General features: G+C 33.5%; 12 protein-coding genes. 4 read left to right on the top strand and 8 right to left on the bottom strand.

The window, feature by feature from the left end:
- Window positions 1-239: 239 nt before the first annotated feature.
- Complete coding sequence (locus tag QLS97_RS05665; protein WP_282714850.1) at window positions 240-1292, top strand: glycosyltransferase family 9 protein; 1053 nt, start codon at window positions 240-242, stop codon at window positions 1290-1292.
- Between the two features lie 48 nt (window positions 1293-1340).
- Entirely contained in the window at window positions 1341-1799 is a 459-nt protein-coding gene (locus QLS97_RS05660; protein WP_282714848.1) for a VOC family protein, read from the top strand.
- Between the two features lie 76 nt (window positions 1800-1875).
- Here QLS97_RS05660 and QLS97_RS05655 read toward each other — a convergent pair whose 3' ends face one another.
- The 6 genes from QLS97_RS05655 to QLS97_RS05630 form a co-directional block, all read right to left on the bottom strand.
- A complete protein-coding gene (locus tag QLS97_RS05655) occupies window positions 1876-3372 on the bottom strand; it encodes a peptidoglycan endopeptidase (RefSeq protein ID WP_282714847.1) in 1497 nt (498 codons plus the stop codon).
- Between the two features lie 700 nt (window positions 3373-4072).
- On the bottom strand, window positions 4073-4393 hold the full coding sequence (locus tag QLS97_RS05650; RefSeq protein WP_282714845.1) for a panthothenate synthetase: 321 nt from the start codon (window positions 4391-4393) through the stop codon (window positions 4073-4075).
- A gap of 198 nt (window positions 4394-4591) precedes the next feature.
- Complete coding sequence (locus QLS97_RS05645) at window positions 4592-6859, bottom strand: aconitate hydratase (protein WP_282714843.1); 2268 nt, start codon at window positions 6857-6859, stop codon at window positions 4592-4594.
- A gap of 122 nt (window positions 6860-6981) precedes the next feature.
- Complete coding sequence (locus QLS97_RS05640; protein WP_282714840.1) at window positions 6982-9753, bottom strand: bifunctional aconitate hydratase 2/2-methylisocitrate dehydratase; 2772 nt, start codon at window positions 9751-9753, stop codon at window positions 6982-6984.
- A gap of 396 nt (window positions 9754-10149) precedes the next feature.
- On the bottom strand, window positions 10150-11103 hold the full coding sequence (locus QLS97_RS05635; protein WP_282714838.1) for an AAA family ATPase: 954 nt from the start codon (window positions 11101-11103) through the stop codon (window positions 10150-10152).
- A gap of 118 nt (window positions 11104-11221) precedes the next feature.
- Window positions 11222-12631 carry a peptidylprolyl isomerase gene (locus QLS97_RS05630; RefSeq protein WP_428831769.1) on the bottom strand — a complete coding sequence of 470 codons (1410 nt, stop codon included), beginning with the start codon at window positions 12629-12631 and terminating at the stop codon, window positions 11222-11224.
- A gap of 793 nt (window positions 12632-13424) precedes the next feature.
- On the opposite strand from QLS97_RS05630, the gene QLS97_RS05625 reads away from it, so the two are divergent.
- Window positions 13425-14867 carry an alpha-amylase gene (locus QLS97_RS05625; RefSeq protein WP_282714834.1) on the top strand — a complete coding sequence of 481 codons (1443 nt, stop codon included), beginning with the start codon at window positions 13425-13427 and terminating at the stop codon, window positions 14865-14867.
- A 189-nt stretch (window positions 14868-15056) separates the two neighbouring features.
- Entirely contained in the window at window positions 15057-16646 is a 1590-nt protein-coding gene (locus QLS97_RS05620) for a peptide chain release factor 3 (protein ID WP_282715548.1), read from the top strand.
- A gap of 86 nt (window positions 16647-16732) precedes the next feature.
- Here QLS97_RS05620 and QLS97_RS05615 read toward each other — a convergent pair whose 3' ends face one another.
- The gene (locus QLS97_RS05615; RefSeq protein ID WP_282714832.1) at window positions 16733-17038 is read right to left on the bottom strand and encodes a hypothetical protein; all 306 of its coding nucleotides are present in this window, start codon (window positions 17036-17038) and stop codon (window positions 16733-16735) included.
- Between the two features lie 414 nt (window positions 17039-17452).
- Window positions 17453-17764 (bottom strand): DUF3467 domain-containing protein, encoded by a 312-nt coding sequence (locus QLS97_RS05610; RefSeq protein WP_073354716.1) that lies wholly within the window; start codon window positions 17762-17764, stop codon window positions 17453-17455.

Raw genomic sequence — 17764 nt, 5'->3', positions numbered from 1 at the left:
TGTTTGACCAATCGAGAATACAATTTATTGAAAATATAATTCATAAACCGAACTACTATTCTTAGTTTCTTTTTATTTTATGCTATAAACAAAATGATTTCCGTCTATATCGTATATTTGTCTGTTAGGCAAGCCATTTTGGACTGTATTAGTAATTTTATTTTCTGAAAACAATAAAAATACACCTTTTCAAGGGTGTAATTAAAAATGAATTCAATACTATATAATATTTTAAAAGCATGAGTATCTTAAAAAAAATCAATGTATTTCGAAGGATTTTAACACGTGGACTAACAAAAAACATCGGCAGTTCCCAGAAAAATCAAGAAATAGATTTGACACAAAAAATCGAAATCAATAGGGTTTTAATTTCCAGACCAAATCATCGATTAGGAAACCTATTACTGATCACGCCGCTGGTTCAGGAAGTAATAGCCACTTTTCCTGATTGTAAAATTGATTTATTTGTAAAAGGAGGATTAGCCCCAATTGTTTTCCAAAATTATAAAAACATCAATTACATTATAGAACTCCCTAAAAAGCCTTTTAAAAATTTAATCGATTACTTTCAAGTTTGGATAAAAATTAAAAAACAACACTATGACATTGTAATAAATGTAGATAAAGGCTCATCATCAGGAAGATTGTCTGCTCAGTTTGCGGATGCAAAATACAAGTTTTTTGGTGAAGCTGACGAAACAATTCAATTGAAGCACAACGATTATGAGCATATTGCAAAATATCCTGTGTATGAATTTAGAGGCTTTTTAACTAAATTAGGCTTTCAAGAAAAAGACAGTCCAGTTCCGCCTTTAGATCTTAAATTAAGTCCCGTTGAATTAGCTGAAGGCAAAAAAATAGTAGACAATATAGTTCCTAATGACAAAAAGACCATTTCTATTTTCACCTATGCAACAGATGATAAATGCTATTCAGAAACTTGGTGGGAAGAATTTTATGAGCAATTAAAAATACAATATGATGACTATAATATCATAGAAGTTTTACCCGTAGAAAATATTTCACAAATAGGATTTAAAGCTCCTACCTTTTATAGCAAAGACATTCGAGAAATTGGCTCCGTAATTGCAAATACTGAAATTTTTATTGGTGCCGACAGCGGAATTATGCATTTGGCCAGTGCTTCACTAACACCTACTGTGGGTTTATTTTCCAGACCAAATCAAAACAAATATGAGCCTTACAATAATAATAGTGTAGCAATAAACACTAATACAAGCAATACTCCAGATTCAATCAAAGTAATAAACAACATTCTTCGTAAAAATTAATTTTAAATATAAAACAACAAATACTATTTTAGTAAAATATAATAATCCATGAAAAAAATAGCCGCATTCCTAATTGTATTTGTATTCACTGGAACACTTTGCGCCCAGAACACTAACGCCTTTGCTTTAAAGCTGGATCATATGGCACTTTCAGTTAAAGACTTGGATCGTTCTGTTGATTTTTATACTAACGTTTTAAAACTTTCTGAAATCACAAATCTTACAAGAAAGGAAGGCATTCGTTGGGTTTCATTGGGTGATGGAAAAGAATTACATTTAGTTTCCACTATTAAAGGGCCTGTTACAATAAACAAAGCAGTGCATCTTGCGTTTAAATCGGCTAATTTTGACGAACTGATTCTAGCGCTAAAAGCTTTAAATATCACATATTCTGACTGGCCGGGAAAACTTGACACCATCACCGTTAGAGCAGACGGAATCAAACAAATTTATATTCAGGATCCAGATGGCTATTGGATTGAAATAAACAGTGCCGAACAACATTAAACTGTAAAACTAAAAAAGCGAAGCTCCTCAGTTGCCTGAGGAGTTTCGCTTTTTTATTCCTTTTATTGAATTACAATTACTGCAATACCCTATTTATTTGGGAGAAATTTTTCTCATAGTATTTTTCTTTTGTTGAAGAAATAATAACTCCATTACTCACTGAAGAGTGGATGAATTTTATCTCTCCTTCACAAACTTCTACCACCATACCTACATGATTAATTTGGCGTCTACCATTTGTTTTAAAGAAAATTAAATCCCCTTTTTGAGCTTCTTCAGTATTTATTTTAGTACCAATACCTGATTGCTCTCTTGATGTTCTAGGTAATTTAATGTCAAATGCACCAAAAGTAGTACACATTAACCCGGAGCAGTCAAATCCTGCTTTTGAGGTTCCTCCAGTACGGTATCTGGTTCCTATGTTTTCTGAAGCACGTTCTATCAATTGATCTAGAAAATCATGACTAAAAGTTGGTTTTATTGAATTGTTAAAATCAATTTTAGTGTTTTCAATAGTAGTATTGTTGCTATCAGCGCTAGCTATTACATTGTTTTCTATTGGTACATAATTTGCACGAATGTTCAATTTATCACCTACATGAAGTCCGTTTTTAACTTCTGGATTTTGTTTTTCTAATTCCTGAACTGTGATTCCGTATTGTTTAGCAATACCATATTTAGTTTCTTTTGGCAATACTTCACGAACAATATTATCTGAAGTTACGCTTACTATTTCTCTTGGTTGAGAAACAGTTGCAACTTCTAATTTTGATATATCTATTTTCGGTTGTAAAACTACTGCTTCTTCTGTTTTGGGTGTAATTGTAACGGGCTCTGCAATAACTACAGCTTCAGCAGTTGATAATTCTTTTTTTTGTTGTGGTACAACTGCTACTTCAGTTACTGGTATTGCATTTCCTGGAATAGTTATTTTCTGGCCTACTCTAAGCGCTTTGGTTCCTAAAGTTGGATTGGCTTTATCTAATTCTTTAACAGTAATTCCGTATTTTCTTGCGATAGAATATTTTGATTCTTTTGGAAGTACTTCTATCGTGGTTTTCTCTGTTGTAGATTTTTCAGCTTCAATTACTTGTGGAATAACTGCTAATTCCGGTTTTTGAGAAGTCTTTTTTGTTTGAGGAACAACTGCTACTTCCGTTGAAGATGTGTTTGCAGGAATTATAATTTTTTGACCTATTTTCAATCCTGTAGATTCTAATGTTGGATTGAGTTCATTTAATTCTTTTACAGAGATTCCGTATTGTTTTGCAATTCCGTAAAGCGTTTCTTTGGCAAGTACTTCATGTTCTTTTGCGGCAAAATTTGCTGCAACCTTAGATTTAGTATTTGTCTTTTTTGTGGCTGCTACAGGAATCAATAAAATGGAATTGAGTTTTAAGAGATTTTTTGCCTTTGGATTCAGTTTAAAAATAGCGCTTTGTTTAACATCATATTTCTCCGCAATACTAGAAATTGTTTCTCCTTTTACGATGGTGTGTTTCGTGGTATTTTCCTGAGAAAAAAGAACGATACTATTCAATAAAAACAATGTTACAATTAATCTTAAACTCATATTCATTTATTTCAAATACTTACCCCATTTTTATTCTTCACAGCGATTTCGGGATATAATTATTAAATCTCGCTATGGTTTGTTTTTTTACTTTTTTTATTTAAAAAATTGTAAAATAATCCTTATCTCTTTTATAAAAAGAGGATCAGAATGTGTTCGTTTTAAATTCTAGTTGATTTTTATTTCAATTGCAAAAGCAGTTGAAATAGTAACGCCGTACAATCCTAATGTATTGTTGCGCTGAAAATAAAAATTCTAAAGAAGGTTGATTTAAAAAACAATCAAAAAAAGCTTCTTTGAAAATTTAATTTTTCAAAAAAGCTAATATAAGAGATTTAATCAAAAAACACGAGCTTTTTTTAAATTTTAACGTTCAAAAAATAAAATTTAGCCTTGTTTTTTGAATTTCGCCCCTATTTTCGGCTTAAAGCTCTTTTCTTTTTTTTTAAGATTTTTGTTCCAAATCAATAAATAGGAATTGAAATTCTGGTTTTTGATTTGTAGCCCTGATGTGAGTGGAAAGCCTTTTGAAGCGGAATTGCCTATTTTTCCTGAGAAAAAAGAGCGACTAAAAGAAGCTCCTTTTTTATTTTGGAAAAAAGCAATTGCGCGAAAAAGCTTGAAATGGTCAGCAGGAAATAGCTCAAAAAAAAACCACCTCATTTTACATGAAGTGGTGCTGTTAATTCTATTGATTTGTTTATACTACATGAATATCACTCCACTTTTCAGCAAGTTTCGTGAGGTTGGCTCGCATTAAATCATCAGGAGTCATCGCTATTCTAAATTCGCAATTGGCTTCAAAATTTAAAAACCAAGGTTCAGCAATAGATGGAATTGCAGCCGCATCAGGAACTTCAACTACCATAATAGCGCCTCGATGACCGTCTTGTTCCGAAAAATAAATACTCTCTGGTTTGATATCATTAATCACTCGACTAATGATTTCACCAGCTGTTCCATTTCTAGCCATTGAGTTGAAAGGCTCAATAGGAAAGATAACATTAACTAACATTCTCATTGCAATTGGATTTAAGATTAATAGTAACTAAAGATACAAAATAAGATAATTTACATTGTTATTAATTTATTGATTACCAATACTTTAACTTAATTTAACATATCCTGAGAAGACAAATATTGTTGTTCTTAAAAACCCATAAAACAAAAAAAACTCCCAAGTTTCTTTGGGAGTTTTGAAATAAAATTATTTAAATGCTTATGCTTTTCCAGCAGCAGCAATCAAGTTTAATGCTGAACCGGCAACGAACCAACCAATTTGTCCTTCGTTATAGGTATGGTTTGCCAAGATGATATCTTTGGTTCCATCGGCATGAACGAATTCTAACGTTAATGGTTTTCCTGGAGCAAAATCAACTAAATCTGTGAAGTTGATAGTATCATCTTCCTGGATTTTGTCATAATCAGCTTCAGCAGCAAATGTCAATCCTAAAAGACCTTGTTTTTTAAGGTTTGTTTCGTGGATACGAGCAAATGATTTTACCAATACTGCTTTTACACCTAAGAAACGAGGTTCCATAGCGGCATGCTCACGAGAAGATCCTTCTCCATAGTTATGATCTCCCACCACAATTGAAGGAACACCAGCTGCTTTGTAAGCACGCGCTACAGCAGGAACTGCATCGTAAGTACCCGTCAACTGATTTTTAACTGTATTTGGTTTTTGGTTGAATGCATTGATAGCACCAATCAACATATTATTAGAAATATTATCTAAATGTCCACGGAAACGCAACCATGGTCCAGCCATAGAGATGTGATCTGTAGTACATTTTCCGAAAGCTTTGATAAGCAATTTAGCGCCTGTGATGTTTTTTCCATCCCAAGGTAAGAACGGAGCTAATAATTGTAATCTTTCTGAAGTTTCGCTAACTGCGATTTGAACACCTGAACCATCTTGGGCTGGTGCTTGAAAACCTGGGTCTTCAGCATCAAATCCGTTTTTCGGCAATTCGTCGCCTGTTGGCGCCTCTAACATCACTTCTTCACCATCTTCGTTGATCAAGGTATCAGTCAATGGATTGAAACCTAAATCACCTGCAATGGCCATAGCGGTCACCAATTCAGGTGAACCCACGAAAGCCAATGTGTTTGGGTTTCCATCTGCACGTTTAGAAAAGTTACGGTTGAAAGAGTGAACGATAGTATTACGTTCTTCTTTATCAGCCCCTTCTCTATCCCACATACCGATACATGGTCCGCACGCATTTGCAAATACCGTCGCACCAATCTTATCGAAAGTATCAATAAAACCGTCACGCTCGATTGTATAACGAACCACCTCAGAACCTGGAGTGATCGTGAATTTTGATTTTAATTTTAATTTTTTATCGGTGACTTGTTTGGCTATTGAAGCTGCACGAGCGATATCTTCATAAGAAGAGTTCGTACAAGAACCAATCAAACCAACTTCAATTTTCAAAGGCCAGTTATTTTTGATTGCTTCCTCTTTCATTTTAGAAATTGGAGTCGCTAAATCTGGAGTATAAGGTCCATTTAAATGTGGCTCTAATTCGTCTAAGTTGATTTCGATTACTTGGTCAAAATACAATTCTGGATTAGTATAAACTTCAGCATCACCTGTTAAGTAAGGAGCAATTTTATCAGCTGCATCAGCAACATCAGCTCTATTTGTAGAACGTAAATAACGTCCCATTGAAGCATCATACCCAAATGTAGAAGTAGTAGCACCAATTTCGGCACCCATATTACAGATCGTTCCTTTTCCAGTACAAGACATAGAAGTTGCACCTTCACCAAAATATTCAACAATAGCACCAGTTCCACCTTTTACAGTAAGAATTCCAGCTACTTTAAGAATAACATCTTTTGGAGCTGTCCAACCCGAGAGTTTTCCAGTTAATTTTACTCCAATTAATTTAGGAAATTTTAATTCCCAAGCCATTCCTGACATAACATCAACCGCATCTGCACCACCAACACCAATTGCTACCATTCCTAAACCACCTGCATTTACAGTGTGAGAATCGGTCCCAATCATCATTCCACCTGGGAATGCATAGTTTTCCAAAACTACTTGGTGAATAATCCCTGCTCCTGGTTTCCAGAAACCAATTCCGTATTTATTAGATACTGAAGAAAGAAATTCAAATACTTCATTACTTTGTGTTTTTGCTCTGGCCAAATCAGTTACAGCATCAACTTTAGCTTGAATCAAGTGATCACAGTGTACTGTTGTAGGAACAGCTACCTTAGATTTACCCGCATGCATGAATTGCAACAATGCCATTTGAGCCGTTGCATCTTGACAAGCAACTCTGTCTGGAGCAAAATCAACATAATCAGCACCTCTTGTAAAAGCGACAGATGGAGTTCCATCCCAAAGGTGGTTGTACAAAATTTTCTCTGTTAAACTAAGTGGACGACCAACTATCTCACGTGCTTTATCAACACGGGATGTCATATTTGCGTACACTTTTTCAATCATTTCAATATCAAAAGCCATAAGATTTATATATAATTGTTACTATTCTATTTTAAACATACAAGATACAAAAAAATAGAGTACAAAAAAAGCCTGAGTCATTAGACTCAGGCTTTTAAATTATAATTAACTAATTATATGAATTATTTAACTAATAACTTATGAGAAGGCGCAAACTTAGTTAGATTGATACCTTCCACTGCCGTTTTATATTCTTCTATTGTTGGAGTTCTACCAAGAATTGTAGATAAAACCACAACCGGTGTAGAGGAAAGCAAAGATTCTCCTTTTTTACCTTCAGTATCTTCTACAACTCTTCCTTGGAAAAGACGAGTAGATGTTGCCATCACAGTATCTCCTTTAGCTGCTTTTTCCTGGTTACCCATACAAAGGTTACAACCCGGACGTTCTAGATATAACATATTTTCGTATGCTGTACGCGCCGAAGCTTTAGGAACATTATCGTCAAATTCGAAACCAGAGTATTTTTGTAAAATTTCCCAGTCACCTTCTGCTTTTAATTCATCAACAATATTATAAGTAGGAGGAGCTACAACTAGTGGCGCTTTGAACTCTACTTTACCTTCTTGCTCATCAATATTTTTAAGCATTTGAGCAAGGATTTTCATATCTCCTTTGTGAACCATACAAGAACCAATAAATCCAAGATCCACTTTTTTAACTCCTCCATAGAAAGATAGAGGTCGAATAGTGTCGTGCGTATATCTTTTAGAAACATCAGCATTATTAACATCTGGATCTGCTATCATTGGCTCAGCAATTTGATCAAGATCTACAACAACTTCAGCGTAATACTTAGCATTTGCATCTGGTCTTAGCGCTGGTTTCTCGCCTGATATAATCTCAGCAATTCTTTTATCAGCAATAGCAATCAATCCTTTAAGAACTTGATTCTTATTATCCATTCCCTTGTCGATCATGATCTGAATTCTACCTTTTGCAATCTCTAAAGATTCAATCAGGGTATAATCCTCAGAAATACAGATGGAAGCTTTTGCTTTCATTTCTGCAGTCCAGTCGGTAAACGTAAAGGCTTGATCCGCATTAAGAGTTCCTAAGTGAACCTCAATAATTCTTCCTTGGAATACATTCTCTCCACCAAATGTTTTAAGCATCTGAGATTGCGTAGCATGCACCACATCACGGAAATCCATGTACCCTTTCATATCTCCTTTGAAGGTTACTTTCACAGATTCTGGAATTGGCATTGAAGCTTCACCAGTAGCAAGTGCAAGAGCAACTGTTCCTGAGTCTGCACCAAAAGCAACACCTTTAGACATTCTTGTATGAGAGTCACCACCAATGATGATAGCCCATTCGTTTACAGTAATATCGTTAAGCACTTTGTGAATTACATCAGTCATTGCATGATAAACGCCTTTTGGGTCACGAGCTGTGATCAAACCGAAGTCGTTCATGAATTTCATCAATCTCGGAATATTTGCCTTAGATTTATTATCCCAAACTGAAGCAGTGTGACAACCTGATTGGTAAGCACCGTCAACAATTGGAGAAATCACAGTAGCAGCCATAGACTCTAATTCCTGAGAAGTCATCAAACCAGTTGTATCTTGCGAACCAACAATATTTACGGTAACACGAACATCTGAACCAGCGTGTAAAACTTTACCCGGAGTTGAACCAACTGCGTTTTTATTAAATATTTTTTCTACAGCTGTAAGACCTTGTCCTTCAACAGAAACCTCTTTTGACGGAGCATATACAGGTACAATATCAATACCAAGAGTCTTTGATGCAAATGTTTGAAGTTTTTTTCCAAATACAATAGCATAAGACCCACCAGCTTTTATAAATTCAATTTTCTGAGGTGTGAATGCCTTAGAAATATCAATCAATTCTTTATCTCCACTATAAAGTTTCTTTGTTTTTGTGTTGATTGTAAGAACAGTACCAGTAGCAACAGAATAAACTTCCTCAAGAATAGGATCACCGCTTTCATTACGAAGAACGTTACCATTTTCATCTAATTTTTTTACCCAGTTTTTAAGGTCAAGACCAATACCACCAGTAACATCAACAGTTGTTAGGAAAATCGGAGAAATACCGTTTGTTCCCGCAACGATTGGAGCAATATTAATAAATGGAACATATGGACTTGCTTGTTTTCCACTCCAAAGCGCCACGTTGTTTACACCTGACATTCTTGAAGATCCCACACCCATAGTACCTTTTTCAGCGATTAACATCACGCTCTTATCAGGATTCGCTGTTGCTAATGCTTTAATTTCAGCTTGTGCCTCAGGAGAAATTAAACATTTACCATGAAGTTCACGATCCGAACGGGAGTGCGCTTGGTTTCCTGGAGAAAGTAAATCAGTTGAAATATCTCCTTCACCAGCAATAAAAGTAACTACCTTAATTTCTTCTGCAATTTCAGGTAATTTAGTAAAGAACTCAGCCTTAGCGTAACTCTCCAAAATTTCTTTTGCTATTCCGTTACCGCTTTTGAAAGCTACTTCTAAACGATCTGTATCAGCCTCATAAAGAAAAACTTGTGTCTTTAAAACGGTTGCAGCGTCTTTTGCAATAGCAACATCATTACCTAAAGCTAAATCAAGTAAAACCTTGATAGAAGTCCCACCTTTCATGTGTGATAATAACTCTAAAGCAAAAGCAGGCGTGATTTCAGCAACTACTGATTGACCTAGAATGATTTCTTTTAAAAAATCAGCTTTTACATTAGCCGCAGGAGTAGTTCCAGGCACAACATTATAAATAAAGAAGTTAAGAGAATCTGCTCTGTACTCGTTATTTAAATCTTTAATTTGTGCAATGATTTCGCTTAATAATTCAGCACCATCAATTGGTTTAGGGTTAAGCCCTTGGCCTTTTCGCTCTTCAATCTCTTGAATATAATCCTTATAAGTGTTCATAATAGAAGTCTTTTCTTGGTATTTTTATTTTTTGTACGCAAATTTAGGAATTAAAGCCGAGAATTAAAAAAAATATAATAGATGTAGCTTTTTCAAAAATTATTATTACAAAATAAAGAGTTTCACTGCTTTTTATTGTCAAAAGTTCAATTTTAAATTAAAATAATGAATTATTAATAATTTAAAATCTTTTCTTTGAGAAAGTTGAAATTTAACGATACTTAGAGAGTGAGATTTTACACTACTTTCAGCTAAGAACCTTTCTAAATTACCATTTACAACGTTGTAGTTGTATTTTTAAAGCTCTTTTTGGTCAAATTAGCCTATTAAGTGATAACAAAAAAAGCCAAACAGATTTTAGAAATTTGTTTGGCTTTTTTCTCAATATTAAAATTATTACATCAGCTTCTGAATAATAGCTTCTTCGGTAATTCCTTCGGCATCAGCTTTATAATTTTTGATAATTCTATGACGTAAAATTCCAGTAGCCACCGCTTTTACATCTTCAATATCCGGAGAGAATTTCCCATTAAAAGCAGCATTCGCTTTGGCAGCCAAAATCAAATTTTGAGAAGCTCTTGGTCCAGCGCCCCAATCTAAATAATTTTTCACAAACTCATTAGACATCGGATTATCGGGCCTTGTTTTACTAACTAAGGTCACTGCATACTCAATTACATTATCGGCGACAGGTATTCTACGGATTAACTGCTGAAAATCAATTATTTCTTGAGCAGTAAACAATGGATTTATAGTGTTTTTTATATCAGAAGTAGTTTGTTTCACCACTTGAACTTCTTCTAAAAAAGAAGGATACTCTAGTTTTATAGCAAACATGAATCGGTCTAATTGTGCTTCCGGCAAAGGATAAGTCCCTTCCTGCTCAATAGGATTTTGAGTTGCTAAAACAAAATAAGGCAAGTCTAGTTTGTAGTTTTCACCGGCGATAGTAACGGAACGTTCCTGCATGGCTTCCAGCAAAGCAGCCTGTGTTTTAGGTGGTGTTCTGTTGATTTCGTCAGCCAGAATAATATTCGAAAAAACAGGACCTTTTATAAATTTAAATTGACGGTTTTCATCTAATATTTCACTTCCAAGGATATCAGAAGGCATTAAATCTGGCGTGAATTGAATTCTTTTGAAATCAAGTCCTAATGCTTGTGCCAGGGTATTTACCATCAATGTTTTGGCTAATCCTGGAACTCCAACCAATAATGCATGACCTCCAGAAAATATACAAAGCAAAATTTGATCTACTACATCATTTTGACCTACAATGATTTTTGCTATCTCCGCTTTTAGCTCATTCCTTTTTTGAACCAAGTTATGTATTGCTGCTACGTCTGACATGTATTAAGTATTTAAAATTAAAAAGAGTTAGCATTATGAAATCATAAAACTAACTCTTTTTATTTATTTATTGAAAAATTTTTATTCCTAATTCTAATCTGATAAATGAAAAAGGAGACTATTTTTTAAGCCAATTGTTTGTAAAATCACAATCTCTGTATTCTCCAATAATTTTGATGTATGTTTCTTTAATCTTTTCATTAAACCATTTTCCAATAGCAGTAATTTGTTTGCTTTTTAAAGCCAAGTCTTTTATTTTGATGTAATCTTTAGCATAATCTGCTGCATGTTCATCTATTCTATTCGTAACAGTAATCAGTTTGAATGTTTTCTTTCCCTCTTCTCCTTGTTCTAATAATGGAGCCGAAACTTCACCTTCTTTTAAATTAGAAACTTGACTATAAAAAGCAGGATCCAATTTTGTCAACTCAAACCGAGTATCTTGTGTTTTTGGATTTATTAAAGCACCGCCATTGGCTCTTGTTTCTTTCTCATCAGATAATGTTCTGGCGGCATCTGCAAAAGTGATTTCTTTATCTTCGATTCTTTTTTTAATCAAAGTAATTTTTTCTTTCGCTTCGTTCAAAGCCTCTTCAGTTACTGTTGGTGTCAATAATATGTGACGCAATTCTATTTCTTGTCCTTTGATTTTTTCTACATAAATAATATGATACCCAAAATCTGTTTGAAATGGAGCAGAAATTTCTCCTTCAGCAAGACTAAAAGCAATATCTTTAAACTCTTTTACAAATGGTGTTTTACGATTCATTTTATAAAATCCGCCATTCGATCTTGATCCGGGATCCTGAGAATACAAAACCGCTTTAGTAGAAAAGCTGGAACCTTCTTCTATTTCCTTTTTAAAACCATTCAGCTTATCAATTACTTTTTGTTTATCAGCATCAGAAACTTTAGGAGTAACTACAATTTGCGCTACTTCTAATTCTACACCAAAAAAAGGAAGATCAGCAATAGGTATTGTTTTGAAATAATTACGAACTTCTTCAGGAGTAATTTCTACATCTTCGATAATTTTATTTCGCATTTCTGTACTCAATTTCCCTTCTTTCAAAATATCAGAAAAATAAGTTCTAAATTCTTCTTCAGAATCTTTTTTGTAGTATTTCACCACTTTCTCTAAAGACCCAATTTGTTCTACCATATAGTTCAAACGATCTTCCATCATGCCTTTGACTTCAGCATCTGTCACTACGATACTATCTTGAATAGCTTGATGAGCATATAATTTATCTTCCAATAATTTCCCTAACATTTGACATCTTGTAATGTCTTTTACAGATCCACCTTGAGTCGAAATTTCAAGATACGACTTGTCGATATCTGAATCAAGTATGATATAATCCCCTACAGTGGCAATTACACCGTCAATTTTTTGTTTCCCGGTAGATTGGATTTTCTTAACCGGAGTAATGACACTATCCTTAATAATTTCTTGAGCACTTGCTACAACACTGGAAAAAAGCAAAACAAAAAAAGTAAGTGCAATTCTATTATTGATGGATCTCATTTGTATTTTATTTATTGGCATTATTATAATTTGTATTTATTTTAAAACATCCTTATATTTAATTGTCTTTAAACCTAATTTTATAAAGGCCAGAATAATTTTGGCAAATATACACTTTAAGAATCAAGAAGTGAATTGAATTTATAATACAATTTCTTACCATTCTTTAAATTTAAAACGAACAAAAATAACAATTCAATTACATAATACAAGTTTCCTGCCTACTATTAACAAAAAATTATAAACGCATTTATTTATTGTCCTGTTTCGCTTCTAAATCGTAAAGAAACTGCAGGTTAGAAGTAAAAAATCTAAAATCTTTATTCTACAGTATTGAATGATTCCTGTAATAAATTTATTTAGCTTTATCAAACATCATACTTTTCGAGGGAACTGTTTTTCCTTTTTCTAGTATTTCATTGATTCTAAATCAACTTATAACAAAAAAGTCATTCCTAAAAACAAAAAAAAAGGCTTTAAAATTCTCATTTATAACACTCTATTCAAAAAGTTGTAAACACTACAACGTTTTCGTTGAGTATTAAAAAAACTCACATGCTACTCGTGTAAGAATTTGTATAAATTAGCTAAAAAAAATGCTGTTTTATCAAAATATTAAACATAAAAATAAATTTATACTAATTATTTAATTTATTTTTTTGATTTTAATAAAATTAGATTTTATTTATAATCTTAAAAACCACTAAATAAAATTTAATTTCTAGCTATCATATTACTTTCTGTTTTTCAATTATTACCCCAAAATCTATTACTTAACCTAATTTATTCTTTTATGAAAAAACAAAATTTTAAAGCGTATCTAATATCAGCCTTATTAGTTGGTCTGTATTCGTGCAATTCGAATGACGATCTAGTAACAGATTCCGCTGCTGCAGCTTCACAATTCAAAGTAATCAATGTTACACATCACGACGGACAACCTTTCAGTACCGGGAAATCGACTAACTCCACGACCGGAAGATATGTTGCAAATCCTGGCGGTGGTGTTATGATGCAAGCTTTCTATTGGGATGTTCCTGCTGGTGGAACGTGGTGGAATACTGTTAATACTAAAATAACTGCTTGGTCAAATGCCGGTATTGGCTCCATCTGGCTTCCTCCAGTATCAAAAGCGCAAAATGGACCTTTTTCTATGGGTTATGATCCTACAGATTATTTCGATTTTGGAAATTACAATCAAAATGGCACTATAGAAACACGTTTTGGCTCCCGCACAGAATTAGAAAGTCTGATAACAAAAGTACACGCCGAAAACATGCAAGTATATGCTGATATGGTATTAAATCACAATAGCGGCGGACAATTAGAAAACAATCCTTTTACAGGAACACAAACCTATACTAACTTTACTGCTGTCGCTTCAGGGAAATTCCCAAGAACCAGTGCTGATTTTTATAAAAATGCATACGGAAATAACGATGAAGGGGCTTTTGGCGGTTTTCCTGACTTAGCTCACGTGGTACCAAATGTGCAAGACTGGCTTTGGAAAAGAGCAGACGGAGTTGGTAAATATTATAAAAATACGATGAAATTTGACGGATGGAGATTTGATTACGTTAAAGGTTTTGCTCCTTGGGTTGTGAATGATTGGAATGCAAACGTTGGTGGATTCTCCGTTGGTGAGTTATGGGATTCTAACGTAAACATACTGAATGATTGGGCGAATAATGCCAATAGTTCTGTTTTTGATTTTGCCTGTTATTATAAAATGAACGATGCATTTGACGGAAACAATTTAAATATTTTGAATGATGATATGATGTGGAAAAGAAATCCTTATAAAGCGGTTACTTTCGTTTCCAATCATGACACCGATGAAATTTGGAAAAAAGAGTTAGCATACGCTTATATTTTAACGCACGAAGGATATCCAACTATTTTTTACAGGGATTATGAGGAATGGTTGAATAAAACAAAAATGGACAATCTTATTTGGATTCACAATAATAAAGGAACGGGAACTACTTCTATTTTATACACCGATACTGATGAATACATCGCTAGAAGAAATGGTTATAATGGGAATCCCGGTTTAGTGGTTTACATTAATAACTCATCAACTTGGCAAGAAAGATGGATTCAGACGAATTGGGCTAATGCACAAATCAAAGATTTTACAGGAAATTCAACTTGGATTCCTACAACACAAGGTGATAAATGGGTTAAAATTCAATGTCCGCCAAATGGATATTCTATTTGGTCAATCAACATGTAACACCTAAATATCATAAAGGCTGTCTGAAAAGACAGCCTTCTTTTTATCAGTTATTAAATCTTCGTAATTTTAATTATTGAATTAAAATCACATGAATTGCAACTTCAAAACCCACCTACTCCATTTAGAGTATACAATTTTTTTAATTGGCATTTATAAATAGTACTTTTGCAAACTATTTATACAAATATGGGCTTTTTAGAAGAAATACAACGCAGAAGAACTTTCGGGATTATCTCACATCCTGATGCCGGAAAAACAACACTTACTGAGAAACTCCTCCTTTTTGGTGGTGCTATTCAAGAAGCAGGTGCCGTAAAGAACAATAAAATTAAAAAAGGTGCTACCAGTGACTTTATGGAAATTGAACGCCAGAGAGGAATTTCGGTTTCTACTTCGGTTTTAGCATTCAATTATAAAGACAAAAAAATAAATATTCTCGATACTCCGGGACACAAGGATTTTGCCGAGGACACTTTTAGAACTTTAACTGCAGTTGACAGCGTTATTGTTGTAATTGATGTTGCCAAAGGTGTTGAGGAACAAACAGAGAAATTAGTAGCTGTTTGTAGAATGCGAAAAATTCCAATTATCGTATTCATCAATAAATTAGACCGAGAAGGAAAAGACGCTTTTGACTTGATGGATGAAGTAGAACAAAAACTAGGTTTAACCGTTACGCCGTTAAGTTTTCCGATAGGAATGGGTTATGATTTTCAAGGAATATATAATCTATGGGAACAAAATATCAACTTATTTAGTGGTGATAGTCGTAAAAACATTGAAGAAACCATCGCTTTCTCTGATGTTCAAAACCCAGAATTAGAGAAAATAATTGGTCAAAAACCTGCAGATCGATTACGAGAAGAACTAGAGCTGATAGACGAAGTTTATCCAAAATTTGATCGTCAGGATTATTTAGACGGAAAATTACAACCCGTGTTTTTCGGTTCGGCATTGAATAATTTTGGTGTAAGAGAATTATTGGATTGTTTTGTACAAATTGCTCCATCGCCAAGACCAAAAGATTCTGAAACACGATTAGTAGATCCAAAAGAAGAAAAAATGACTGGATTTGTTTTTAAAATCCACGCCAATATGGATCCAAAGCATAGAGACCGTCTGGCTTTTATAAAAATTGTTTCTGGAACTTTCGAAAGAAACAAACCGTATTATCACGTTCGCCAGAAAAAGAACTTAAAATTCTCAAGTCCGAATGCTTTCTTTGCTGAAAAAAAAGAAATTGTAGATATATCGTATCCGGGTGATATTGTAGGCTTGCATGATACCGGAAATTTCAAAATTGGAGATACGTTGACCGAAGGAGAAATCATGAGTTTCAAAGGAATTCCGAGCTTTTCTCCAGAGCATTTCAGGTACATCAATAATGCTGACCCGATGAAAGCCAAACAATTAGACAAAGGAATTGATCAGTTGATGGACGAAGGTGTGGCACAGTTATTTACACTGGAAATGAACAACAGAAAAATCATTGGAACGGTTGGTGCGCTTCAATACGAAGTTATCCAATACCGTTTAGAGCATGAATATGGCGCAAAATGTACATATGAAAACTTCCCGGTTCACAAAGCCTGTTGGGTAAAACCAAAGGACCTCAAAAGTGATGAGTTTAAAGAATTTAGAAGAATCAAACAAAAATTCTTAGCACATGATAAATACGGGCAATTGGTATTTCTAGCTGATTCTGATTTTACTATACAGATGACACAGAATAAATATCCGAATGTGAAATTATTTTTTACTTCAGAATTTGAATAAAACATATCCTTTTAAAATATTTACAAAAAAAACGCTAATTAAAAAATTAGCGTTTTTTTTATATCCCTTTTAAAATAAATCTCCACTTAAGAAACCATACTGTCAGTATCTACCGCTTTCTTTAAAAAAGCTTTGATTAACAAACGGTTTGGAGCAGAACCAGATGTTATAACCTGTATTTTTGCACTTGAACTTTCTTTAGAAATTGTACCGTTTGGACCTTGTTTAGTACCCATAAACCATAATACGAAATTCATACTATTTGAAGAAGAAGTTCCTGAAACATTTTCTCTTTTTGTATTACTGTTAACTTCAATAGTATTAGCATCAACTACATTTTGAGCAGATTGACCAAATACAGATACGTTTGACATTAATATAAAAACGAACATTATCAAGAGATTTGAAATCCCTTTAGTGTTAGCTTTTAAAGAAAAATATTTCATAACAATTCGTTTTTTTATGATAGATAGGATTTACTTCCCTATCTCGAGAACGAAAGTATATCATTTATTTACCAGCAAAAAATATTTTCGATGAAGCACCTTAATAATCGTTTAAAGCACAAACTTGTTATTAAGCCACTGAATTTAAAGGTTCCTTAATGTCAATTTATCAAATAAAAAGTATTGTTTAATTTTTTTTAGAAATTCAAAATTTCAGGAACGAATAATAGAGAAATATTGAAGTAGTACTATTATACATCTTAAATCAAAAAACACAAAGCTAATAGTTACGTTATAAAATAAAGAATTAATCCATAAACAAAAAAAGGCTCCATTTCTGGAGCCTTTTTATTATTTTAATTATGCTTGTCCTGCTGGACCAAAATTAAGCGGTATTGGTGCTTGTTCAGTGTCTTTTATTTCGCCATGAGCGACTTCAAAACGATGAATGTTTTCTCCTATTGCTTTCAACAATCTTTTAGCATGTTGTGGTGTCAAGACAATTCTTGATTTCACCTTAGCTTTAGGAATACCAGGCATGATGCTTACAAAATCTAAAACAAACTCTGATGAAGAGTGATTTATTATTGCCAAGTTGGAATAAATCCCTTCAGCAATTTTTTCATCTAGCTCAATATTAATTTGCTCTTGTTGTTGATTAGAATTACTCAT

It is taken from the genome of Flavobacterium yafengii (assembly GCF_030010375.1).
Taxonomy (GTDB): domain Bacteria; phylum Bacteroidota; class Bacteroidia; order Flavobacteriales; family Flavobacteriaceae; genus Flavobacterium; species Flavobacterium yafengii.
Note: the sequence above shows the minus strand (reverse complement) of the source record. Positions and strands in the feature narration are given on the sequence as shown.